Annotated in this window: 12 protein-coding genes; 1 reads left to right on the forward strand and 11 read right to left on the reverse strand. The window is 43.7% G+C overall.

What is annotated here, in order from left to right; all coding sequences use genetic code 11:
• Positions 1 to 498: 498 nt before the first annotated feature.
• Positions 499 to 10,035, forward strand: coding sequence for a tandem-95 repeat protein (locus J8Z24_RS20255; RefSeq protein WP_252095743.1), 9,537 nt, complete (start codon positions 499 to 501; stop codon positions 10,033 to 10,035).
• A gap of 336 nt (positions 10,036 to 10,371) precedes the next feature.
• Here the strand turns inward: J8Z24_RS20255 and J8Z24_RS20260 are convergent, their stop codons facing one another.
• The 11 genes from J8Z24_RS20260 to J8Z24_RS20310 form a co-directional block, all read right to left on the reverse strand.
• On the reverse strand, positions 10,372 to 11,271 hold the full coding sequence (locus J8Z24_RS20260) for an SMP-30/gluconolactonase/LRE family protein (protein ID WP_176032677.1): 900 nt from the start codon (positions 11,269 to 11,271) through the stop codon (positions 10,372 to 10,374).
• Positions 11,272 to 11,282: 11 nt separating this feature from the next.
• Positions 11,283 to 13,673, reverse strand: a complete 2,391-nt coding sequence (locus tag J8Z24_RS20265; protein ID WP_252095744.1) for a family 20 glycosylhydrolase — start codon at positions 13,671 to 13,673, stop codon at positions 11,283 to 11,285.
• A complete protein-coding gene (locus tag J8Z24_RS20270; protein WP_252095745.1) occupies positions 13,657 to 14,637 on the reverse strand; it encodes a sugar kinase in 981 nt (326 codons plus the stop codon). The genes J8Z24_RS20265 and J8Z24_RS20270 overlap by 17 nt, the downstream gene beginning before the upstream one ends.
• Positions 14,634 to 16,061, reverse strand: a complete 1,428-nt coding sequence (locus tag J8Z24_RS20275; RefSeq protein ID WP_252095746.1) for a sodium:solute symporter family protein — start codon at positions 16,059 to 16,061, stop codon at positions 14,634 to 14,636. Before J8Z24_RS20275 ends, J8Z24_RS20270 begins: the two co-directional genes overlap by 4 nt.
• A gap of 31 nt (positions 16,062 to 16,092) precedes the next feature.
• Positions 16,093 to 16,485: a RidA family protein gene (locus J8Z24_RS20280; protein ID WP_252095747.1), complete on the reverse strand. Its 393-nt coding sequence runs from the start codon at positions 16,483 to 16,485 to the stop codon at positions 16,093 to 16,095.
• A gap of 28 nt (positions 16,486 to 16,513) precedes the next feature.
• Positions 16,514 to 17,974, reverse strand: coding sequence for an N-acyl-D-amino-acid deacylase family protein (locus J8Z24_RS20285; RefSeq protein WP_252095748.1), 1,461 nt, complete (start codon positions 17,972 to 17,974; stop codon positions 16,514 to 16,516).
• Positions 17,974 to 18,846 carry a MurR/RpiR family transcriptional regulator gene (locus J8Z24_RS20290; protein WP_176032672.1) on the reverse strand — a complete coding sequence of 291 codons (873 nt, stop codon included), beginning with the start codon at positions 18,844 to 18,846 and terminating at the stop codon, positions 17,974 to 17,976. The genes J8Z24_RS20285 and J8Z24_RS20290 overlap by 1 nt, the downstream gene beginning before the upstream one ends.
• 62 nt (positions 18,847 to 18,908) lie before the next feature.
• Positions 18,909 to 20,126, reverse strand: a complete 1,218-nt coding sequence (locus J8Z24_RS20295) for an alanine racemase (protein ID WP_252095749.1) — start codon at positions 20,124 to 20,126, stop codon at positions 18,909 to 18,911.
• A 56-nt stretch (positions 20,127 to 20,182) separates the two neighbouring features.
• On the reverse strand, positions 20,183 to 23,401 hold the full coding sequence (locus J8Z24_RS20300) for a TonB-dependent receptor (protein ID WP_252095750.1): 3,219 nt from the start codon (positions 23,399 to 23,401) through the stop codon (positions 20,183 to 20,185).
• A gap of 727 nt (positions 23,402 to 24,128) precedes the next feature.
• Positions 24,129 to 24,542 carry an alternative ribosome rescue aminoacyl-tRNA hydrolase ArfB gene (arfB, locus tag J8Z24_RS20305; protein ID WP_125252563.1) on the reverse strand — a complete coding sequence of 138 codons (414 nt, stop codon included), beginning with the start codon at positions 24,540 to 24,542 and terminating at the stop codon, positions 24,129 to 24,131.
• A gap of 88 nt (positions 24,543 to 24,630) precedes the next feature.
• Entirely contained in the window at positions 24,631 to 25,839 is a 1,209-nt protein-coding gene (locus J8Z24_RS20310) for an ABC transporter permease (protein ID WP_252095751.1), read from the reverse strand.
• Positions 25,840 to 25,846 lie beyond the last annotated feature (7 nt).

Here is a 25,846-nt window from a genome sequence, read left to right on the forward strand (position 1 = left end):
GGACTTACTCGCACAATGAAAAACGACACAAACAACAACATGCTTTGAATGCAATAAGAGCCGTGATGCAAAAACAACAAAAAAGAAATGTTTTCCCGCCCGCGATTGACTATGTAAAACCCTCAGTAAAATGGCTACTGAAACATTCAACTTATACTCAACTTAAGTCTTTCTTGACGTTAAAAAGTACCATGTTTTCAAGCCTGCGATTTGACTTTATTGGCACCCTGCATGGGTTGTTCCACGGTTACCGCTTTGAGTGTTATTTGGATTGGAGGCCAGTATGAGTTTTCTACCTACAACCACCAAATAATGCGGTTAATTGGGGGCTTAACAACGGAGCTGAAAATCATTAAGCCCATTAAGTACCGCCATTTTATTGAATTTAATAATAAGTTTTATTTTATATAGAAATGAACACGGCATGGCTCACATGCCAGCTCATCGTTGTTTTAACTTTTTGGTTACCTCAGGGTAAAACCTGAATATGGAGTAAATATGAAGCTAACCAAATTGATCAAGGGAATAACATTCTCTTGGTTATTTACGTGCATGATGTACTCATCGAATCTTTTAGCTGAAGGTGTAACGCTCGCTTTCACTTCCCAGAATCAGGGTGATTATGTCACTTCTTCGTTTACTAATTCAGCTCAGCAACAAATAACCATTTTTGCTGATGCAGGAGAGGGAGAAACACTCGACGAAGAAAAAGTGACAATTTATAACACTGACTTTTACTCTGATACGGTGATATCATCAAAAGATGATAGTGGTCTTACACGTAATAGAGGGTATAAATTATATACAGAAAACAATACAGCGTTTAAGTTTCTAGGTTTTTCGATTTATGCTCAGTCAGGTTACAATGTTGTTAATGGTTATGCTTTGCATGTTGAGCTGACAGGTTATTCTGCCTCCGGTAAATTCGTCGAAACTTACTCAGTGGGTCAGATTGACCTAGAAGAGCAACGTCCAATTAACCCTGCGGGCGATGCTTGGAATAACGTCTATAGAGTAGATATACGCTTTCCAATGATCAACAGTAATGGTCGACGCAATGGAAAGTATGGCTATAGACACGTTATAGAATCTGTTCGTGTATCAGATGCTGTGGTTCCAGCTAACACCCCGCCTGTTTTCAGAAAGCTTATCGCCGGAGCAGCTTATCAGCTCGGTGGCGAACCGGTACAGATAACTTCGCAACTTGAGATATATGACAGCGAACTGTCAGCACAAGGTGACTATTTTGGTAGTACACTCACAATCATGCGTGATGGCGGCGCAAATCAGGAAGATGTTTTTTCACATCCATATACTAACTTGGCTGAAAACGGTAACTTCGAAATCTTTGGTCAACATTTTGGCAAGGTAGAGAAAAACTCAGAGGGCGTGTTAAGAATAAAGTTTGACCGTAAATCTGGCGATAGTTCCAAGCTTTCAAAAACTAGCTTAAACACCGCCATTGCTCAAATAAAATACAAAAACACTTCTCAGACCCCCTCAGATAACGTATCACTTAAATATACCTTTAATGATGGTATTTCCGATAGCCAAGGTGACAATACACTAGGGGTAAAAATTGCTTTTCCAAACCGCGCACCAACAGATATAACGCTTGCTAAAACGTCGTTTAAACATAGTGAACTTGGCACATCGAAAGTCTTAGGTGCGTTGTCAACGGTAGATCCAGATACTGGGGATACACATACCTATGAATTAGCCACAAGCGCAACACAAGCGACTGCTGGTACATGCTCACTGCCCAACGGTGACTCTGGTGACATTGACAATATGTACTTTACGATTGTTGAAGGGAGTTTGCATGGCAAATACAATATGACCGGATATAACGGGTTTAATGGTAACTTCTCAGTCTGTGTGCTAAGTAAAGACAGTGAAGGCGAAACATTTAAAAAACCAATCGAATTCAGCATTATAGATGACGAGGCACCAGAAGCGCCTTCAATACCTACTATGACTGATGCTTCAAACTCTGGAAGCAAGTCTGATCAGATTACCAATATAAAGGAACCAACATTTACAGGTACTGCAGAACCAAACTCGACTGTGATACTGTATGCTGAGCGGACTGTACAAAATCTTCAGATTAATACAACTGAGACGATTGAATTGGGTAGAGTGAGGCTGCCAGACTATCGCAATACTTGGGAAATAAAAGCCACAGGTATCCTTAAATACCCAAACCGTCGGGAAATTGATGAGACTTCGAAAGTCTACGCAACAGCAACAGACTTTGCTGGAAATACCAGTGCTGAATCAGCAAAACAGACTGTAAGGATAGATGCTGTCCCACCGAAAGAATATCCTGAAATCGTATTATCCTCTTCGAGTGATACTGGACTATCTAGTACAGATAAACTAACAAAAGAAAAGATACCAACATTTACCAGTACCAGTTCAGGGGATAGTAGCCACAGATATAGCTTGTATAAGGTTGGTAGTGGTACATCAACGTATGTCACCGATTTTAATACTGGTAGTTTTTGTTGCAGATTAACCGCAAGGCTTCCAACTAACCTAGCACTGACTGATGGTAGCCATACTTTTAAAATTGTCGTGAATGACGCAGCGGGTAATACCGCAAGCGGTTCTAGTAATACTATTGAGGTTGATACAACGGCTCCAACGGGCATCACTGCCGCGTTTGATCAAGACGACTTCACCAAAGAAAATGAAAAAACCGCGAGCATCACTATCTCTGGCTTAGAAAGCCAAGGTAAGATAACAGCAACCATTACCGTTGAAGGTCAAAATGCAACACCAATAGTTAGAGAAACACTGATCACTTCAACAACAGGTACGCAAAAACTAGAGAATATTGATTTAACAAGCTTACCTGAAGGTACGTTGAAACTGTCTGTGGTTGTGAGCGATTGGGCTGGTAACGAAAGCGCAGCTGCGACCGACACAGCTAAAAAACAATATAACGCCAAACCTGTGATCAGCGGCACGCCTGCGACTCAAGTAAATGAAGACAGCCCTTATTACTTTAAAGCCAGTGCGACAGACACCGACGCAGGTGATGCGCTTACTTTTTCTATCAATAAAAACCTAACTGATCCCAAGCTTTCGTGGCTAACCTTTGATACGCGCACAGGTGAGTTTAGAGGTACGCCGAAAAATGAGCACGTAGGTAAAATTGAAAACATCATTATCAGTGTAACTGATGAAAAAGACACTGTCAGCCTACCAGCGTTTACATTGGAAGTAGTTAACGTAAACGATGCGCCAACGGCCATTACCGCATCAGCGACAGAAGTTAATCAATCAATAACTGGCGAAAATAAAACAGTTATTACCGTTGAAACCACAGACGTTGATGCGAGTGACAGTCATCACTATGCCTTGGTAACAGCAGGTACAAGTGATAATGGTCGCTGTGCAGCGAACACGGATAACACAGCATTTACCATCACGGAAAATAAACTGCTTTCTAAACAAAAACTTGAAGCACGAGACTACACCGTTTGTGTACAGAGCAATGACGGAACGACAGCTTTTGAGCAAGCGTTAACGGTTAAAGTAAAAGATGATATTGCACCTGCAACGCCATCGGTTCCTGCGCTTCATGTTGACTCGAACTCGGGTATAACTACTGACAATATCACTAATGACCGCACTCCAACTTTTATCGGCACAGGTGAAAATGGTTCCACTGTTATCCTCAAACTTGCAAATGGTGATGAGATTGGTCGTGGCGTTGTGAATGAAGGAAAATGGTCTATTACCTCGTCGGAGCTAGCTGAGAACTCAGCCACATATGTCATTACAGCAACGGCTACTGATAGCAGCGAATTCAGTGACGATAGCCCAGCGTCAGTGGCGTATACGCTTATAATCGACACTGATAAACCAGTGACTCAACCAACAATCAAACTAAGCGGTGATTCAACTAGCAGTGAAAATGATAAACTGACTAACAAAACCACGTTTACTTTTTCAGGTACTGCTAGCACAGACGATACCGTAGAAATACTCGTCAATGGTGAAGTGGTTGGTTCTGCAAAACCGGGGAGCGATGGCAATTGGTCACTTCAGCCTGCAGGCACTTATAGCGATGGTGATCATACTTTTGCTGTGCGTGTGGTTGATAACGCGGGCAATACACTTTTCGGTGATAACATTACTATCACGGTTGATACCAAAGCTCCTGCGGGTATTACAGCGATGTTTGATCAAACACTGATCAACAAAGCCAATGAACAAACGACCAGCATTACGCTTACCGGCTTGGAAGAAAAAGGCACACTTAAGTTGACTTTCACAGGTCAAATGGTTGATGGTCGCATGCCAGAGCCAATTGTACTTACACCTGATTTTGCAGCGGTTAATGGCAAGCAAACTATCGCGAATATTGACTTATCTAGCTTTCCCGAAGGTGAAATTTCACTGTCAATACTAGTAACCGATGAAGCGGGTAACACCAGTGACGCCGTAACAGCCTCAGTGACAAAGCGTTATAACTTCAAACCTGAGCTATCTGGTCAACCAGCAACTACGGTAGATGAAGACAGCGAGTTTGACTTTACGCCGACATTAACAGACACCGACGAAGGCGATACTCATACCTTTACGATCAATAAAACACCTAGTTGGGCGAAGTTTGAGCCTACCACTGGACGCTTATTTGGTACACCAAAGAACGAGCACGTGGGTGAAACCACAGGGATCATTATTACCGTTAACGATGGTACAGATGAAACTAGCTTAGATAGCTTTGATCTAAAAGTGATTAATACTAATGACGCACCGACTGGTGAAAACGTAATACTTAACGTTAAAGAAGGTGAAACACTAGAAGTTAACGCGACAGGTGGCTTGATGGAGAACGGCAAAGACGATGACACTGCTAATAATCTTGATGAAAAGCTTATTGTGCTTGCAGGTAGCCAACCCAAATACGGCACGCTGACGTTAAACCAAGACGGTAGCTATAAATATATTCATGATGGTAGCGAAAACCATCAAGATAGCTTTACTTTCTACTACCAAGACAACGCCAAAGCAGAGTCTGATAAATATACTGCGACTATTACAGTTGAAGCCGTTGAAGACGCACCGACTGTTGCGAACGATGTGATTAACCTAACAGAAGACACGCCATCGGCAAAAGTGGATTTGTTAGCCAATGACACCGATCCTGAAAACAATATGGATAAGTCTTCGATGACTCTGGTGATTCAGCCAACCAAAGGTAAGGTAAACGTCGAAAACGGTATTGTAATCTACACCCCGAATGACAATGTTAATGGTGAAGATAGCTTTACTTACACTGTAAAAGACACTCAGCAGCAGGTATCGAAAGAAGCCAAGGTGCAAGTTAACATTAGGGCGGTAAACGACGTTCCAAAAGCAGCAGGCTTCATCGTTAACATTGATGAAGACACAACATCAGACGCGTTAGCGGTAAGAGCAACAGCAACTGACGTTGAAGACATCAACCCGAAAGGCGACATTCGTATTACTCAACAGCCAAGTAAAGGTAGAGTCACCATTAACCAAGAAGCAGGTACGCTTGTTTACGCGCCAAATGAGAACGCAAACAAAGAAGACAGCTTTAAGTATGTGATTGCCGACAACGATGGCGCAGAGTCAAACGAAACGGAAGTGTCTATCAACATTGGTGCAGTCAATGACCGTCCGACAGTTACAAACGACACAACGACGACCAAAGAAGATGAGTCAGTCACCTTAGCTATTTTAGCTAATGATGAAGACATTGAAGATGAAACATTCGCAGCTGCCAAAATTACGTTACAAGATGGTGGTGACTACGAGTTAGCCAAGGTTACTGTTGGTGATAATGGGGAACTAACTATTACGCCTAAGCAGGACAAAAACGGTCTACTTACCTTTACTTATACCGTAGCTGATAGCGAAGATTTGCGCTCAGAACCTGCTAGTGTTGAAGTGACAATTACCCCTGTAAACGACGCGCCTGTGGCAAAAGAAAACACAGCACAACTGCTAGAAGATGGCAGTGTTGAAGTGAATGTACTAGGTAATGACACCGACGTGGATAGTGAGTTGAAATCAACATCGGTGACTGTGGTTCAACAACCAAAAAATGGTACCGCTAAAGTTACTGTAAAAGGCGCTATTTTATACACGCCAAATGGCAACTACTTTGGTAATGACGAGTTAATATACACAGTTGAAGACACCGAAGGGTTAGTGTCCAACCAAGCGAAAGTAACCATCACCATTGAGTCGGTCAATGATGCACCGGTAATTTCAGGTACGCCATCTCAGTCAGTTGATGAGGATCAAGCCTATCGATTTACGCCAGCTGTTAGCGATGTGGATCAAGATGCGTTGACGTTTTCTATCGAAAATCAGCCTAGCTGGACACGCTTTGATGACGCGACGGGTACGTTAACAGGTACACCAACCGAAGGTCAAGATGGCAACTATGCTGGCATTGTCATTTCAGTAACCGATGGTAAAACCACAACCAGCCTAAATGCGTTTAGCATCACAGTGAATGCCGTAAATGATGCGCCTGTGATTTCTGGGACGCCAACACTTAATGTGAAACAAGATAAGCCTTATCGCTTTGCGGCGTCTGCGTCAGACATTGACTCCGAGTCGCTGACATTTACTATTACCAACAAACCAAACTGGGCTGAGTTCAGCACAGAGTCTGGGGTGCTGTCAGGTACACCAACACGTGATGATGTAGGGACTTACCGTGGCATTGTGATAAGCGTTAGCGATGGTTTGCTAAGCGACAGTCTTGCTACGTTTAACCTCGAAGTGTTGGCAGTGAACGCAGCGCCAATTGCTAACAATATGCAGCAAACGGTTAAAGAAGACGGTACAACCAGCTTTGTAGCCAACGTCAGCGATATTGACGGTGACACCTTAACTGTTGAAGTTCAAAACCAACCACAACGTGGCCAACTTTCAGTTCAAGGTAAGGTGTTCAATTACACGCCTCTACCTCAATTTAATGGTACAGATACATTCACTTATGTCGTCAAGGACGGTACATTCACCTCTACTGTCGCAACCGTAACGATGATAGTAACAGCAGTCAATGACTTACCCATCGCGATAGATGACAGCTATTCATTCACCGCGACTAATTCTGGCCAATATACTTTACCAGTCTTAGAAAATGATACCGATGCAGACGGTGATGCACTTCGTATTGTCGGTGCAAAGTCATCATATGGCAGTGTTGTCATTGAAGGTAACGCACTGAATCTGCTTGTAGAAGGAATGTCACAAGGACAGGCTGTGATCACTTATGCTATTGAAGATAGTAATAAAGGCAGAGATCAAGGCCGAGCAGAGGTCACGATTTCAAGTAATTCAAACAGCGACACCAGACCAACAATTATCGCGCCACCGGCAATTACAGTTAATGCTACAGGCTTGTTTACTAAAGTCGACCTAGGTACAGCCACGGCCAATGACAGTAATGGGGTTGCCCTGCCAGTCTCGCTTAATAAAGCTCAGCCAATATTCTCGCCGGGAAATCACCTTGTACATTGGAAAGCACAAGACAGCCAAGGTCAAGAAGTGGTTGCAAGTCAGGTGGTCAAGGTTAATCCTCTTGTCTCTTTGCAAAAAGACAGCCAAGTGAGCGAAGACCGCAATTACCATGTAAACGTTTACCTAAACGGTGATGCGCCAAGTTACCCTGTCACTATTCCGTATACAGTAACAGGTACGGCTGACGCAGCGGATCATGATTTACAGTCTGGTGAGTTTATTATTACCTCCGGAACGCAAGCGAGCATTGAGTTCAGCGTATTCGCAGACAGCGAAGTGGAAGGCAACGAAACCATAGTCATTAGCCTAGGTGATAGTGTAAATGCAGGTGCTAAATCAACCACAACTATCACAATTGTTGAAGACAATGTAGCACCAAACGTGCGTACAGTGGTTTCGCAAAATGGTGAGGAGCGCAGTCTAGTAACAGCAACCAACGCAGAGGTGTCGGTTACTGCACAGGTTGCCGATGTGAATCCAAACGACCAAGTAAACGTTGAGTGGCAAGCTTCAAGTGAGCTTGAAAACTTATCATTCACTGATAACGTATTTACATTCAATCCTCAGTCACTTGCGGTTGGTATTTACAAAGTGGTGGTGATTGCTTCTGACGATGCTACACCTAGCCTGTCAACTAAAACTGAAGTGTATATTGAAGTAGTCGATGCACTCGCAACCTTGTCAGACAGCGATAGCGATGGCGACTTGATCCCTGATAACCAAGAAGGCTACCAGGACTCAGATGGTGATGGTATTCCTGACTACCTAGATAACATCGATACCTGTAATGTAATGCCACAACACGTGGATCAATCGTCACAATTCTTAGTAGAAGGTGATGCTGGTGTTTGCTTGCGTAAAGGTGCCACTGTTGCACAAAACCAAACTGGCGGTATACGGCTGTTGGACAGTGAAGTTACCACTGACACTGAAGCGCTCAACATTGGCGGTATCTTTGACTACATTGCAGTAGGTCTGCCAAAAGATGGGGATGTGTACAGCATTGTGATCCCACAACGTAAACCTATTCCAGCCAATGCGGTATACCGTAAGTTCAAAGATGGCCAGTGGAATAACTTTGTGATTGATGCAAGCAACCAAGTGCTATCTGCACGTGGTGAGCTAGGCTTCTGCCCTCCTCCGGGGGACTCCCAGTGGACAGACGGTATGACCGAAGGTGATTACTGTGTGCAGCTGCGTATTCAAGATGGTGGTGCGAACGACGATGATGGCGTTGCTAATGGAACTGTGGTGGACCCAGGTGGTGTTGCAGTGCCAGTATCAGGCAATAGCTTACCGGTCGCAAACAGCGATGCCTTGACCGTATTTGCAGGCCAAAATGTGGTATTCGATGCACTAGCTAACGATACGGATACAGATGACAATACGCTAACCATTACTAGTGCATCAGTCGACTTTGGCCAAGTTGACGTGGTAGAAAACCAGTTAAGTTACTCAGCGCCCGCTATGTTTGTGGGAATTGCAACCATTCAGTACGGTATTACAGACGGAGTCGGTGGTACAGCACAAAGTGTGGTAATGGTTTCTATCGTCAATAACCAAGCGCCAAATGCGATCAATGACAGTGCCAACACAGATGGCACTACGATAATGCTAGACGTATTGGCCAATGACACCGATCCTGAAGGTTCAGCACTTACCTTAGTCTCAGCCACCGCTAAGTACGGTACTGTTACTATCGAAGGAGCAAAATTGCGTTATGTTCCAGCAAATAACTTTGAAGGTATAGATACTATTCGTTACGTAATTAGCGATGAATTTGGTACCAAAGCAGAGGCTGAAGTAAGTGTCACAGTCAAGACCACACCTCATGGCAAAGTTGAAAACAGTTCATCCGGTAGCATGGGTTTACTGAGTCTATTACTGATTTCTGCATTGGTGCTTCGTCGCAGCAAATCAGGTTTACCTGCATTTGCACTGGTGAGCAGCATAGCGCTAGTAACCACGTCAGCGATGGCTAGTGAATGGAAAGTTGCGGGTACTGTCGGTGTCACATCAGCGGACAGTGACGTATCAAACGAATCGTTCGCTACCACTTATCTAGATGAAAAAAGTACAAGCTGGTCTATCGGTGCTTTTTATCAATTAACTCCACAGTGGGATATTGGTTTGAGATATATTGATTTGGGTGAAGGAAAAGTTGAGTTCAGTGGTCTATCAGCAACACCCGGTGAAATACATAAAACACTGTCTTCTATAGCCCCAGCTCTTCCAAAAGGTGCTGCATTGCAGGTTGGCTATGAAACCAATCTAGCCAGCGAATTAGTAGGTAAGCTGTTTGTCGGTGTACTCAGTTGGAAATCTGAAATTAACAGTAGGCTGAACAGCAGTGCTAGCCTGTTACATAAAGAAAGTGGCGCCAACGGTTATGTGGGGGCTGGGCTGCATTACCAGCTGAATAGCTCTATTTACTTGGGTGTTGACTACAGTCATTATTTTATTTCAGAGAATAATATTGATGAAATTGCAGCATCAGTTAGCTATCGCTTTTAATTGAAATAAATTTACATAAAGAAGCCAAAAGCCCTATATGCCATATAGGGCTCAGGTTGTTGATAAACCCTGCTTTTTGAGCAGGGTTTATTTTTTCATACCATTACTCAAAAAGATTAATACCAATTTGCTTAATTAAGTGGTCTATTTTGAGGCAAGAAAATCTTGTCGATAACTCCGCTACCGCGTCCTGCTATCGCTAAGGTACCTACATCCGTGTAGGCAAGGCAAAAATTTTGCTATTTAGTTGTTCTAAATGAGAAATTTTTAACACTGTTAGCGTCAGATTTACTCCTTCAAATTGAGCACGTATTAAGTCAAATTGGTATAACCCCATTATCTTTCACGACCTGCAAACTCAACTTCGGCCATCTCAATGGCTCCACGTTTTTGCATCGTAATAAATAAACGCTTGCCATTGTTACCGCCAAAAGCAACATTGGTTGGGTGTTTGCCTGTCAATTTAATTTCTTTAAGTAATTCACCCTCTGGTGAGGCTACAGCAATAACACCTGCACCGTAACGAGCAATGTAGAGATTGCCTTGGTTATCTGCACGCATGCCATCCAAACCAAAATCATTAAACGTAATCAATAGTTTCTTGTTACTGATATTACCTTGTTCATCTATGTCATAGCGCCACACTTTGCGTTGTACGCTTTCGTTCACGTACAGGGTTTTATTATCAGGACTGACTTCTATGCCATTCGTCGTCCCCATACCCGCTTCGAGTAAAGTTACTTCTCCTGTCGTGTTTATACGCCATAAATTCCCGCTGCTGGCTTGCCAGTTTGGATCACTGGCAAACAGAATGCCATTATCCATAATCGCAAGATCATTTGGTTGGTTCATGCCATCATGGTGTGCAAATAGACTCACAAATTCTGATAAATCACCGCCTTGTTTGAGCGCGCTACTGGTGACTTTCAGAATATTGTGGTTGATGTAATCAGCAATATACATGTTCCCTTCTTTATCAAAACGAATACCATTACCAATAGAGCCATTTTTGAATGTCAGTAGCGTTTCTACTTGACCCTTTGCCGTTACCTTGCCAATACTTCCTTGTTGTTGATAGTTCACCGCATACAACACTCCTGCGCTGTCAACCGCGGGGCCTTCAATACCTTGCGTAAACACGCCATCAACGATCCAGTCCTCGGTATCTGCATTTGTATTGGCTATCACACAGCCGCTGCTTTGTAGTAACAAAAAGCTCAACAAAATTTTTTTCATGATGTTCCTATTCAATGCTTATTTACTGATTGGCAATGAAGATAGAGCGTTCGCATCGGATAAATACCGGTAATGACGATTTCATCCGTCAAGCTCTGTAATGCCAATAACTGTTGATTTAAGTTCGAAGTTTGTGAAGGTTGTAAAGCCCCTTTACACTCCTCCAGCACGTGTTGGCTAAGCTCAATCAATTGCAATACCTTGAGCGCAGTTGCGTGTACTTCAGTCAGTTCAGGGCTATGCCGTAATAAGCTTGCATCCTGTAGCTTCATTTGCCAGTGTTGTAACTGCTTCTCAATTTGGACTAATGCAGCGACATCTCCTGCAACATACCGTGTAACTAATTGGTCAAGTTCTCGGACTTGACGACTTTCAACGCCAAGATAGTCAACAAACCGATTGAGTGGTGCTATTTGATGATATTCGTCCTGTAAAAATTTAATATGATGACGTGTGTAGTAGTGACTTGGCTCAACAATCTGTGCAATATGGGTAAGTAACTCAAGTGTTTTAATACGCTCTGACTCTCCTAGTGTTGTGCTAATTAGTGAGTTAAAACCCAAGCGCTGTTGCACTTTATGCTTAAGCCCAATAACGCGATGCGAAAAGTCACTAATATGCTCGAGCCGTAAATACATGGCGTCGCTATCAGTGAAGCTTTGTGCAGACCATAAACGTTCAGCGATAACAAAAAGCCGTGGCCAAATTCTGACATCAAGATTATGCTCAGTAACCATTTCGCTCCAAATTGTCGCTTCTCCCCCTAAAATCAGGGCATGATTATCACGACTAAGTGAGGCCGACACATTTACAGGGGCAGGGTTACTTATGCTTGCAATAGTCAGAGGGTAGCGGCTGTTACCTATCATGATTGCACCGCTGTTTATGGTTCGGTTAAACTCAAATTGTAGTGGCCCCATCCAGCTGTCCATCGTCGCGATAAATTGCAGTGTCTCACGTGTGATTGGTTTATCCGTTTTAACCAATTGGTGCAGATTGCTATTTAGCTTGATCAGCACCTGCTCACCCAACACCACCAACTCTCCTTCAATTGCGCTGCCTTTTAAGCGTGGAACAGTAAAGGCAAGACTCATCACACGTGGCTGTGTGAGGTTAATTTGCGGTTTTTCTGGTAACGGATCGTTACGGTAGTGGAATGACGAATACTGGGGTTGATCGATATAAAAACCCGTTGACAATATGCCTGCATACCCAGCTTTTGCTACTGTATTTAACGAGTCATGACCGCGCCACGACTGTACTAAAATATCTTTAGGCAGTGCGGGGTGAAAAATTTCATCCCACCCCATCATCGTTCGCTGATATTTGGCGATTAGCTTTTGTACACGTATATTAAAGTAGTTTTGAAGATCATGGCCGTTTTTTAACTGATGCTGCAACATCATCGCCTGTATTTCACTATTTTCAAGCCAATGCGCAGGCTCAACTTCATCACCGCCAATGTGAAGGTAACTATCAGGAAATAAACTCACCATTTCAGCCAGTAAGTTATCAATAAATACATACACTTCAGGGTTAGCAATATTGAGTAACGGTTTGAAAACGCCCCAGTGGCGTTCCATCTCATACGATTTAACCTTGGCCATTAACTTAGGATACGCCACGGCTATAGCGCTCGCATGACCAGGCATGCCAAATTCGGGCACCACGCGAATACCTAAAAGGCTCGCGTACTCAATTACTTCCTTAACTTCAGATTGGCGGTAATAGAGCCCATCAGAGGCCATTTTGGTTAGCTTCGGGAACACCTTGCTTTCTATACGCCAACCTTGGTCGTCAGTTAAATGCCAATGTAATACATTCAGTTTTGCAGCAGCCATACCATCAAGTTGGCGCTTTATAGTTGCAATTGGCATAAAGTGACGAACGCTATCAATCAGCAGGCCTCGCCAAGTAAAGCGCGGAGCATCTGAAATACTGGTATAGGGAAACGACAGCGGCTTGAGAGGATCCCCCGTCGCCAGTTGTAGTATGCTTGAGATGCCGTGTTGCGCCCCAAAAACTGATGTTGCCAATAGGGTTATCCCATTTTTATCTATGTTTAGCGTGTAGTCTTCTGGCATCCCCAGTTGAGGCATGCTTAATTGGGTTTCAGCCTGTTTTACACGAATAGTTAAATCTGCTTTCTCCCCCTCAACAACGCGTAAAGCAATAGGCTTTCCTGCAATACGCTCAAAGTATTGCGCTACTCTAGCAAGCTGAAACGCTTTTCTCTGTGATCCAAAACCATGAACTGCTATTTTTACTTCGCTGTTGAGCGTGAGTGTGCCTGTGCCCATTTCGATTTGTTTTGGCATCGGCATAAGTGGCAGTGGCGCTGCCGCTACTGCAAATATGGGTAACAATATGCTAAATAGGATAATACTAAAGGGCATTTTCATAATGACATTCCTGCGTCTCTAGGCTCGGTAGTAAGTGCTCAGGGATCAGCGCACCGTGATGTTGAATAACCTTAGCCGCCACTCGGTGAGCAAAACGCGCAGCTGAACGCAACTCAGTGCCTAACAGCCACTGTGCCATAAACCCACCAGCAAATGCGTCTCCAGCGCCACAGGTATCTAGAATAAACGCTGGCTTTATATGTTGCGCTGCAATATAAATGACTGGAGTATCATTAGAAGAAACCAATAGACATGGCTTTGCGCCTTGACGTATGACTAAAATTTGCGGCTGCATGCTTCGTTGTTGGTGCAAAGATATAATTTCATTGACGCCTTGCGTGCCGTATACGGCATATTCATCCGCATCAGTCAAAAATGCAATATCTACTAGTGGCATCAGAGCCAAATAGCTCTGCTTTGCCTCAGAGCTAGGCCACAGCGCCTGGCGGTAATTATTATCAAAAAATATCATGCCACCGGCTTCTTTAAACATGGCTAATGCTTGGAATAAACATCGCCTTTGTGAATCACATAAAATGGCAAGACTTACCCCTGAGAGGTAAATCGCATCAACCTGTTTATCTTGTAGTGCTTGTATGAGGCGTTGCTCTTTATTGAAATACGCTTTTACTGGGCTTTTATCGCGGGCAAAGGTAAAGCGCCTTTCACCATTATTATCAAGAGATATCCAATATTCACCCAAACAACTTTCTGGTGTGACTATAATATAATCTTGATTAATATGAGCGGCTGATAGCATCGCGGTCAAATCAGCACTGGCACCGTCGGTGCCCAAAGCAGTAGCATAACTTACTGTGATTTCGTCATGTTTGACTTGTCTGAGTAATTGCGCCAAATACCAAGCGGTATTAAAAGTGTCGCCACCAAACGCAGTCACCCCATCAGCATTGTGCTCCACCATACATTCACCAAAAAAGACTATCCGTTTTATCATTGACTTCATGAGGTTACTTTTACCTCTTCTGACAACTCGGCGTTTCTTGGTTTGGTCACTATGCTCGTCAATACCCCAAATAGTAGCGCACTACACAACGCCGGAATAATTGGGTTACCAAAAAAAGCCAACCAGCTGTCATTCGCCCCCACAAGCAACGTAGCAATAAAACCAGCAAGTAAAGTGGCCAAACTACCTTGCCAGGTATAGCTTTTCCAAAAGCGCCCTAACACTCCCATCACACAAAGCCCAGCCAATACAAGCGAAATCATCTTGGTGATATAGCTGATGATATTATTTGATAACACCGCAATAAATAATGCCAAAAAGACTGTAATCAACATGGCTATTTTTGATGTTAGTAGCAAGTTGCGCGGCGTAATATTACTTTTATACCACGCTAAATAGATGTCAGAGACCAATACACTCACACCAGCAATTGCATCTGAACTGGCACTCGACAGCGTTGCAGAAATCCCCGCCAGCAAAATTAAACCACCTATCAGTACGGGCATCGCCGTCAACGCTAAATAAGGAAAGGCAAACGCAGGGTTATCTAAATTCGCGTTCACGGCATAGGCTCCTATCCCTATCACCGCAGGAATAAGCGAAAACCCTAAATAAAGCACTCCTGAGATAAAAAATGATGTACGAATACTCGCTATACTTTTAGCCGAATAGATCCGCTGGCGAAACGAGGGGGTTGCTAAGACGCCAACCAGCACTGCAAGCGCCATGGAGATTGCTGGCAACATACCTATGTTTTGATATGAAAATAGCCCCGCATCTTTGGCAACAGTCACATTGGTTAAACTTTGCCAGCCGCCTACCACGTCAACAACAAAATAACTCATTAGCAAAAAGCCTGAGAATAAAATAATGGCTTGAATGGCATCCGTCCATACTACTGCAGAATACCCACCTAAGGTCACATAAACGGCAAGTCCTATCCCAATAATGAGCTTAGCACTGGTTTCATCAAGTCCTGTTAACCAAGCAAGGTACATGCCTCCACCAATTAAATGTGCGCCCAACCAACCAACGCTGGCAGCATAAATCAATATTGCTAGTATTTTTTTAACCATTTGATGGTTACCAACATAACTTGCCAACTCCTCACTCATCGTTGCAAAGCGCTCAGCCCTGACTGGAGCAAATAACCAGGCAAGTAATAAAATTCCCATTGCTCCACCAACTCCATAAAGCGTGCCTGCCCAGCCATGTTGATAAGCAAACCCTACCGCTCCCATCGATGAGCCAGTGCCAACCATAGTGGCAACGGTTGTACCTAATGTCAGTAATAGTGGCACTTTACGCCCAGCCAATAAGTAGTCACTATTTGAACGTTGCCATCGCGATGTCAACCAGCTCACTATTATCATCACCGACAAGTACAACAGAAAAATAAGCAAATACATTTGCTGGTTATCCATCATCTCTTCCCTCTTGTGCAGCTTTGTATGGCTACGCCTGCTGATCTTTATAACAAGTAACGTCAACCTCTACTTTGCAATCCACGACCAAATCAGCCACCATACAGATCCGTGCAGGAGGGTGTGCTGAAAAGTACTCAGCAAAGACCTTATTAAAAGATTGGAAGTATCTTGCATCCGTTAATATCACCGACACATGAGTGACATGCTCAAGGCCATAGCCTGCTTCAGTCATAATCGTGATGCAGTTTTCAATCGCTAGGCGTGACTGCTCAACGATCCCGCCTTCGACAACTTCCCCATCTCGCATCGGTGTTTGCCCTGAAACCTGAAGCCAACCACCAGCCTCAACTGCTCGTGCAAAGGGTAAATGTTGCCCTCCGGTTCCTGTACCGCCCTCAGCACCTATTCTTCTTATTGTCATATTAACCTCTTGATGATTTTAATGAGTTTTAACGATTTAAAAATCGCCCTGCACGACCAAATTCGCAGATGTTATCTAGTGTCGTGCCTTCCACATAGCTAAGGGTACCGTTCACCCACACTTTCACTATCCCTGTCGCCAGTTGTTTTGGGTTGCTGTAGCTTGCTCGATCTAACACCCGCTTGGGATCAAACAAAACCAGATCAGCAAAGTAACCCGTTTGTATACTGCCACGTTGTTTTAACTTAAAGCGGGCAGCTGGCAGCGCTGTCATTTTATGGATGGCCAATGCCAGCGGCAGCGACTTTTGCTCTCTACAATAATGTCCAAGTACTCGGGGAAACGTCCCCCAAAGCCTTGGATGAGGATGAGGATCGCAGGGTAAGCCGTCAGAGCCAACCATACTGTGCTCGTAACTTAGAAATTGCCGCACATCACCTTCCAACATACAATGATACACCGCCCCTGCGGGTTGCAGACGTTTTGCGGCGTCAAGTTGCGATACTTGCCAATGCAAGGCTATGTCTGCCAAGCTCTGCTGTGCCAGCTCAGGGTACGGCTCAGACCAAGTAATAAAAATATCCGTATCACCTGTCACTTGATTTAGATCTAAAGTGCTAGCGCTTGCGGCATAAGGATAACAATCACAGCTTATTTGATGGGTTTGCCGATGTTGCTCAAAATGGGCTAAAACTTCAGGCGCTCTTCCCCAATTTTCTTGGCCTGCACATTTAATATGTGAAATAACCAGCGGTAACTTGGCATGCTGAGCTGTAGAAAACGCCTCATCCATTGCCCGCAGCACCCCCTGAAACTCTGTACGCAGATGTGTGGTATAGATGCCACCAAATGGTGTAACAACCTCGGCCAGTGCGTTGACTTCGGCTTTATCTGCTCCTTTGGCATTATAGTAAGCAAGCCCAGTGCTAAGACCTATTGCCCCTTGCATCATTGCCTTGTGCAATAAGTCTTTCATCTGATTAATTTCTTGTGTCGTGGCAGCGTGAGATAGGTCATCCATTACCTGCGCCCTTAGTGTGGTATGTCCAACTAGCATGACCAAATTCACACTTGGCGCAGCCTCACTGAAAGCCCGCTGATAATCCTTTAGTTCACAGTAGACAAACTCAGCGCCTTCACCTAGAAGGTTAATTGGGTCTACGGGTGTAGAAGTTGGACTATAAGGCACAGCACTGATCCCGCAGTTTCCAGCAATAACCGTAGTCACACCTTGACTTACCTTGCTTAGCATGTGCGGCGCTCGCAGTACCTCAAGATCATCATGAGTATGCACATCAATGAAACCGGGTGCCAACACTAATCCCATGGCATCAATATACTCTCTTGCAATAACATGAGCACAATCACCTAAAGCAACAATTTTATCTCCATCAATGGCAACATCGACTATTTGCGCCTTTGAGTGTGGCGTAAAGTAAACCGTTGCACGCTGAATAAGAGTATCCACATAGTTGGAAGCGCCAGTCATTAATCCCCCAATGGAAAACGTTTATCTGCAGGTGGTGAGTTACTACTTTTATCTCTATGTTGATCTAGCTGAGTCTTTAATCGTCTGAGCTTCTCCCTTGAGCGCTTTTGATTACGAATAGCAACTTCGCTTGATAGAATATCTATCGCAGCCATCATGGCATAACGTGCCGCGCTCGGTTTGAAGATATAATCACTTTCTTGGGTTTTGATTGGTAAATGGTGATCAGCTATATTCGCTAAATCACCGTTCGGACAAATTGCGATAATTTGCGCACCATATTCTTTCGCTATCAAGGCGGCATCTCTCACATCAGGAGAGACGCCACTTAGCGATAAACAAATCACCACATCTCCTTTGTTTACCGTCGCAGCAACCATGCGCATCATCATCGGGTCGCAATGGGCATTGCTGAGCACGTCTAAACGAAATAATCGATTTTGACACTCTTGTGCCATCAAGCTACTGCCACCGCCAACACCAAAAATGAGGCAATGACGTGTCGCACAAATTATCTCACTGGCTTGCTCTACCGTTGCTTCGTCGATTAATCCAGCATTGAGGGTCAAAATCTCTTGGATCGAGGTATAAACCTGAGAGATTTTTTCTTTTTCGATAGGCTCAGCACTCGTAAAGCGCTCTCCAATTGCCGCTGATTGCGTAAGCTTAAATTTAAGGTCACGTACGTTATGACACCCTAAACTACGTGCAAGGCGTGTAATACTGGCATGACTCACTTGCGCTTTTTCAGCTAACTCACCAATAGTAGCGCTCGCTGCAAAGGTCAATTCAGCCAAAATCAACCGTGCGACTTTCTCTTCAGCCGGACTAAAATGACCCAAACCTTCTTTAATTTTGCTAATAATATCCACTACGTCGCCTTATACCATTTGTCTTAATACTTACTCAATTTGAAGGAGTAATTGGGTATTAATTAAAAATAGGTTGAAATAGTATGAGTGATCACCCAGTCCTGCTCAACGACGCCAATTTCCCGCCATTTATCAAAAGTAAGGCAAGGGTGGGATGTTGAAAAACAAATCATATCGCCCACTGCCACTTCACATTCAGACTGCACACTGACCAGCGCATGTTGATCCATGATTTTTTCCACTTTAAGCGCGCCATTTATCTCTCGGAGCTGCTTTGCGTTTACAGAATACATCAGCTCAGGGGTTGGCATGCCAGCATCAAAAGCCACATCTCTTTTGCCCAGTCCAACGATTATCATGTTCGGCTCAGGTGTAGAAAGTACGTATGCCCAAATGCTTAAACTTGACTGCAAACTATCACCGATATCGCATGCAAGCTGGGATCGCGACAATACCGCATGTTGAGCATCCTGATAGATACCAGTATCGTGAATTAGGTAGCAACCCGGGCGCAGTACCAACTGAAATTGCTCAGCATATGGACTTTGATTAAAAGTACTTGCCACAACATCGTACCATGCAGAGCCTGCGCCCGAGATGATAGGCAAGGCCTCTGAAAACACACCTTGCTGCTGTAATTTCTTCGCCGTTTTCATCACCGCATCAACAAATTGCTGGATTTGCTCCTTGGCATCATCGCCATGGATCACTCCTTCATAAAATCCAATGCCTGCAATATTTAAATAAGGATAAACTTGGCATGCTTCAGCTAGCTTCCCTAACGTCTTAAGATCACGCCAACCAGCACGCCCTCCCATCACACCCACTTCCAATAAAATGGAAAGGCGCACCGAGTATGCACTAGAAAACGCCCCAAGCGCTTGGGCATTGTTAATAGAGTCCACAAAACAATAGAGTTCAACGTCAGTATCACGGAGCATGTTTGCAACTTGTTTAAAGTGGTACAAGCCGACAAGTTGGTTTGCTAAGATCACCCGCTGCACTTTGGCAGCGACGGCCACAGATAGCTGCGCTACCGTGGCTACGGTAATAGCCCACGCACCGTGGGCTATTTGCAACTCAAATAACTCTGGAGACATTGTTGTTTTACCATGAGGAGCTAAAAGGGCTCCACTTGCTTGGGTAAACTGTGCCATCCAATGGGCATTATGGGTTATTGCCTGCTGCCTAACTACCGCAACAGGCAAACTGACTTCTTCAGCCAAAATATCCCATCCTCTACCGTTTAGCTTGTCTAGATCTCCAGAGCCCTTTGTCATTACTCTCTTCATTGAGTTAGCTTCCTACTTAGCTCATACCAATCCAGGCCACAGCGTTAAAAAGTGGCACGTACACTTAAAGCAAAGCGTCTGTCGGTGGTGAAGTTGAGCGCTTGTGTCTTAGTACCACTCTGATCCATCTGATATTTAGTTTTGGTCTCTGTGTCCAAAATATTGCTAGCCTCAAAGCCAACTTTCCAATTATCGTTAATGGTGTAGTAGAGACTTGCATCTACCATCGCTGACGCCTCTGCGTATGCTGGTACATACTCTTCGGACTCTCTGAGTGTTAATAAGTATTCTGAGCGCCATGTGTAAGCAAGACGAAATGAAATGTCTTTATATTCGTACATACCAATGATATTGAAGTTTTGATCTGAGTATCCCTGTAGCGGCAAACCATTAAAAACCCTAAACGTATTACGGTTATCATCCAGCGGGTTGCCATCTTCGTCAAACCCTAGCGTGCCTTTCGATATTTCGTTTGGATCTTCCAAACCGTTTTGATCGATATAAGTGAAATTAAATTGTAGCCCTAGACCGCTCCACGCACCCGGTAACATGTCGTAAAATTGCGAGTAAGAAAACTCTACCCCTTTGATAGTGCCTGAGCCAGTATTGGCAGGGCCATAGGCTGATACATTGTATTCTTCACTGCCATAAGACACGTCAAGGTCGAACGCTCGGTCACGAATAATGTTATCTAACTTTTTGTGGAATAATCCCAAAGTCACGTATCCTGCGGAAGCAAAATACCACTCAGTGGTTAAATCTGTATTAATCGCTTCTTCAGGTTCAATATTTGGATTACCAGAAAGCGCCGTCAGGTTTATATCATCCAGCCCGACAATAGGGTTTGTGCCCTCATCGTAATCTGCACCAGGCGTCTGTAGCACAGGTACATAATCCAAGTTAAGAATACTAATATTTCTTGCCGCTACTAGGCTTGGATAATACAAAGCTTTTGACGCACCAAAGCGCACTACTACATCTTCGGACACGCCAAAACTAAGGTTTAAACTGGGTAACACTGCGCTGTAGTCAGTACCATCCACCGTACTCAGTTCCGACTCACCTCCAGCAATGTCGTAATAGCGCTTGTATTGCGGTTGCTGCATCACGTTATTTAATGAACTGCCCTCTGCTCCTCGCTTAATTAATGCTGGTTGAACCAATGCACCTGTTGACTCCAACTGATAGTTTACGTAACGCAGGCCAACATTACCGACAACCGGAATACCTTGAAACTCAATGTCAAAGTCACCACGAACATAAAACTCTGTGCGCTTCTCGTTCGTTGCACTGATATTATAGGCAGCAAAAGGTCCATCTACTCGATTAGGCTTATCTTCATAAGGTACATACGTGCCAGAACATACCCCATTATTTTCCGCACTAATGGTGGCATTATGCCACCCTTCACGACACCCTTGACGTAAAGATGCCGCATAATTTTTTACCAGCTCCATTCGAGGAAATAAAAAGTCATTGACCGTACCCATGAGTACTTTTCCATCGTAATAATCTGAAAAATCAATGCGCTCAAATAACTCAGGACGATTCACAGCAGCTGCCGCATTACGGTCATCTTGGATCCATGGTGTCCCAATGGCAGACCAGCCTTCATAGGCGGTATCACGAACGGTTAAGTCTTTATCTGACATATAAAAACCTGAACTTACACTGGTAAAGTGACCATCAAGTTCATATTTAAAATCTAATTTAAAGCTATCTGACTCTGCCGTATTTCGCTCAACCTGCTCCATGCCACTGCCTAAAAAGACGTTAGGCACAGGTCCGTTCCAATCTTCATTCGGTGACCAGCCAGCAGTGAGCAGGTTATCACTTAGAAACTCTACGGTAGGTCTTGAACCACGCATATCTAGGAAGTAAGGCGCAACAACATGAACATGATTGCCTCGGGTCTGTCCTGACATACTGTAGTTTTGTACGTCTTTATCAGAGTCGATGCGTTGATAGTCAAACTCTACCGTTAACCTGTCTATTGGTTTTAGGGTTAACTTAAATGAGGTGTCTTTGACTGTATTTTCATTATAGTTCCAGCGGCTACGGTAAAAAAATGGAGTTTCTGGACTCACACCTAACGCAATGCCCGATGTCACAAAGCCACCTTCGGTGGTAAGTGGGAAGCCATTTTCCACATCGTCCATCCAATTTTGTGACGAGCCCATATAACTTTTAAATCCTTGCGCCGCTTGGCCTATTTGACGTTCATTCCATTCAAGCGATGCCTCAGAATAAATATGCTCTATGGTTGCAACAATGGTTTCATCAGCGTTTGCCCACTGTAGCGATGACGTAACACCTGTTCTTTTGCGGTCATTCGTCGCAGTGCTCATATGTATAGCGACAGGCACATGCCAAACGCTACCTTCAGGTTGCCCAGGCAAAGCGGGGCCATCTACAGGAGATGAGGGGTCAACGCCTATTATGCCACCCCATTGATCTAAGGTAGGAACAAAGGAATCCCCTCGGGAGTGGAAATTACCTAAGCCAACACCATCGCCTCGAGTTTGATATTCTGATGTAGAAGCCGCAATAAGAAACCCAAATTTGCCCCCATTGGTTTCCCAACTATCTGAGAAAAGTGCAGAAAATGAGGGAGTTACTTCATCTCTAAAATCGCCATAGTTCGCTTTTGCATTAAAGGAAATAAGCTGCTCATCAGAGTCAAATGGTTTACGTGTAATGAGGTTTACCGTGCCGGATATACCACCGGAGATCAGATCCGCAGTTTGGTTTTTAACCACTTCTACCGCACCGAGTAGCTCGGCAGGAAAATCTTCATAACTTAACCCTCCTGAGGGATTGGCACTAAAAGCATCTCTGCCATTCACCTCAGATCGAACTCTATCCAAACCCCGAACCAATACGCCAGTACCTTCATCAGCATAATGCTTAGGGTCATCTGATGATGCAAATCGCTCTATGGTCACACCGGGAACTCGTTGTAATGCCTCTGTCACTGATTTATCGGGTAATGCACCAATATCTGAAGCTGTGATTACATCCTTTACGGTGTCAGCAAAACGCTTGATGTTTTGCGCACTATTAATGCTACCTCGGATCCCACGCACTTCGATAACTTCAATAGCTTCGTTTTGCGACCCAATACTGACATCGCTGTCATTTTTTGCCGCAGTTTCAGCGAGAACCCAAAAAGGAGTAAGTCCAAATAATATGGAGGATACAGCGACACTCAACTTACTACGCTTTGGGTTGTGTTTACCAATATCAGTGACTAGGTTTGACATTTTATTGTTCCTTTTCTTTTTTTAAACCAGTAGCAGAGCCGTTATTAATATTGCGACTCTGAGAAACTTAAAACTGCGGTACGTGCTACCAAGGCTGCGCAGCGAGTGTTACTTACTAACACAAAAAATAAATCTTATTGTTACTTTTTAACATTTCAGTGCAAAAAGTAAACTGCTGTTTTGTATTAATATAGGAAAAAATCTCTATCACATTGAAAAATAAAAGGTTAAAATTAATTACAAATTAACAGCGATAGAATAACAATCGAGCCTTTAAAGCCAAAAGATCTCTACTTATACCAATTTGACTTAATACTTGCTCAATTTGAAGGAGTTAATCTGACGCTAACAGCGTTAAAAATTTCTTTTTAGAACAACTAAATAGCAAAATTTTTGCCTTGCCTACACAAAGGTAGGTACCTTGGCGATAGCAGGACGCGGTAGCGGGGTTATCGACAAGGTTTTCTTCCCTCAAAATAGGCCACTTAATTAAGAAAATTGGTATTAAATTTAGAACGCTTAAACAATGGTGAAAAGTTTGAGGACGTTTTTACATTTTAAATCGGTTGCTAGAGAGGCATTGATTATCTGAAACTTAGACAGTTTAAGGCTTGGGTGAGGAGTGCACTAACTCACGATATACAAAATGAATAAACATAAAAACCAGTCTTTATTGAGAGCAAACTTTCAAAGGTCGAGATAGAATTGGCTCTGGTGAGCCTTTACCTCACCAGTTTACCGAGCCTCTTAACGCTTTGGTTTGACCGCGTTTGGTTTTTTGATTCAATCGCTTTTTTTGAGCACTTTTTGTTGGTTTAGTGGCTCTACGGGCTTTCTCAACTTTAGTTGCTTCTAGAATAAGCGCTTTAAGCCTCGCCAAGGCATCTTCTTTATTCAGCTCTTGGGTTCGAAAGCTCTGGGCTTTTAATACAATTACGCCTTCTTTGGTGATCCTTGAGTCTTTTAGCGCAAGTAAGCGTTCTTTGTAAAAAGCGGGCAAAGTAGAGCGATTCACATCAAACCTCAAATGAATGGCACTAGACACCTTATTGACATTTTGACCACCAGCGCCTTGAGCTCGAATAGCTGTAATGTCTATCTCCCAAGGGGCAAGCGTAACGTTATTTGAGATTTTAAGCATAATATTTTCAAGCCTCCATGCTGTATTCTAGCAAAATCATGAGGGTCGTAATATATAGCTCGTCACTTTATACCTATCTAGCCAACAATCAAGCAGCACGAGTTGCTATTGCCGGTGGTACTTTAGAAGCTGTCGTTGCTGGGTAGTAGACAGCTAGTTGGCCTGCAATAACCATGACAATGGCACCGCTAATTAAGTAATCACTTGGCACACTCGTTAGCCCAAAATAATTGACCAAATAGATGTTTGCAATAATAGCAACAATTGTACCGAGCAATACACCAAGTAATGATACAACTGCGTTTTCAATCATAAAATAACGCAGAATATCACCTTGTGTCGCACCTAGCGCTCTACGCGTACCTATTTGCTTTTTGCGCTTTAATACTGTGTATCGTGCTTGGCCAAAAATGCCCAAAATAGTCACGCATGCTAGTGCCGCTATCACCACTTTTAGGGTTTGGGATACCGCATAGTCAGCTTGCAAATTCTCGGCTTTTATCTGTTCGAATGACTTAAAGTTATCCACTTGCCTTGCTGGCTTTTTGAATAAAAGCTGATGCACTTCGCTCATCGCTTGCTCTCTTTGGCTCTCCACGGCTCTGACTACAATAATACTTTGCTCATAATGCTCTTTTACTGAACTGATCACAGCCATATCATACGCATACCAGAACCGCCAGGGAGATTTCATAGTCTCGACGATACCAACGACTTTTTGAGGTACAGATTGTACGTATATGGTTTCACCAACCACACTACTCCAATCATTAGGGCGAATTTTATAAGCAAGGTCTTGCGAGATAAGCACGCTTGCTGATGCTGTGTGGCCATCAAAATATTTGTGCACCACATCGTTATGCTGAAAGCTTCTTCCTGCAACAACCCTAAGCCCGAGCGTATCAACCACCGTTTCATCCGACCCATAATACCCTGCATGCGTGACTCTATCTTCATCCTCTGGAGTTAAGCCAACCGCAAGCGAGCGACCCCAATTGGTCAGTGGTAAACTGGTGATGGTACTTGCGCTCTCAACACTGGCCAGCGCTTGAATATCAGCTAAATCGGTATCTAATGCTGCGTGCTTTTCTTCGTCACTTCCCTCAAGATTTGTGCTGAAACTAAATAGCTGACTCTCACTTAATCCTGTTGGCTGAATTAGCTCATTTTCTTTTGTTACCATCATAAAAATGGCATTCACTAGAATGGTAAAAGTTAAGGCTATCTGAAGTATCAGCAGCAAAGGAGAGACTTTATTTTTTCTAAAGGTTTTTAAAATTGGTAGTAAGTCTTTCATATATAGG

The organism is Pseudoalteromonas sp. SCSIO 43201 (assembly GCF_023716725.1).
In the GTDB taxonomy this organism is placed as follows: Bacteria; Pseudomonadota; Gammaproteobacteria; order Enterobacterales; family Alteromonadaceae; genus Pseudoalteromonas; species Pseudoalteromonas peptidolytica.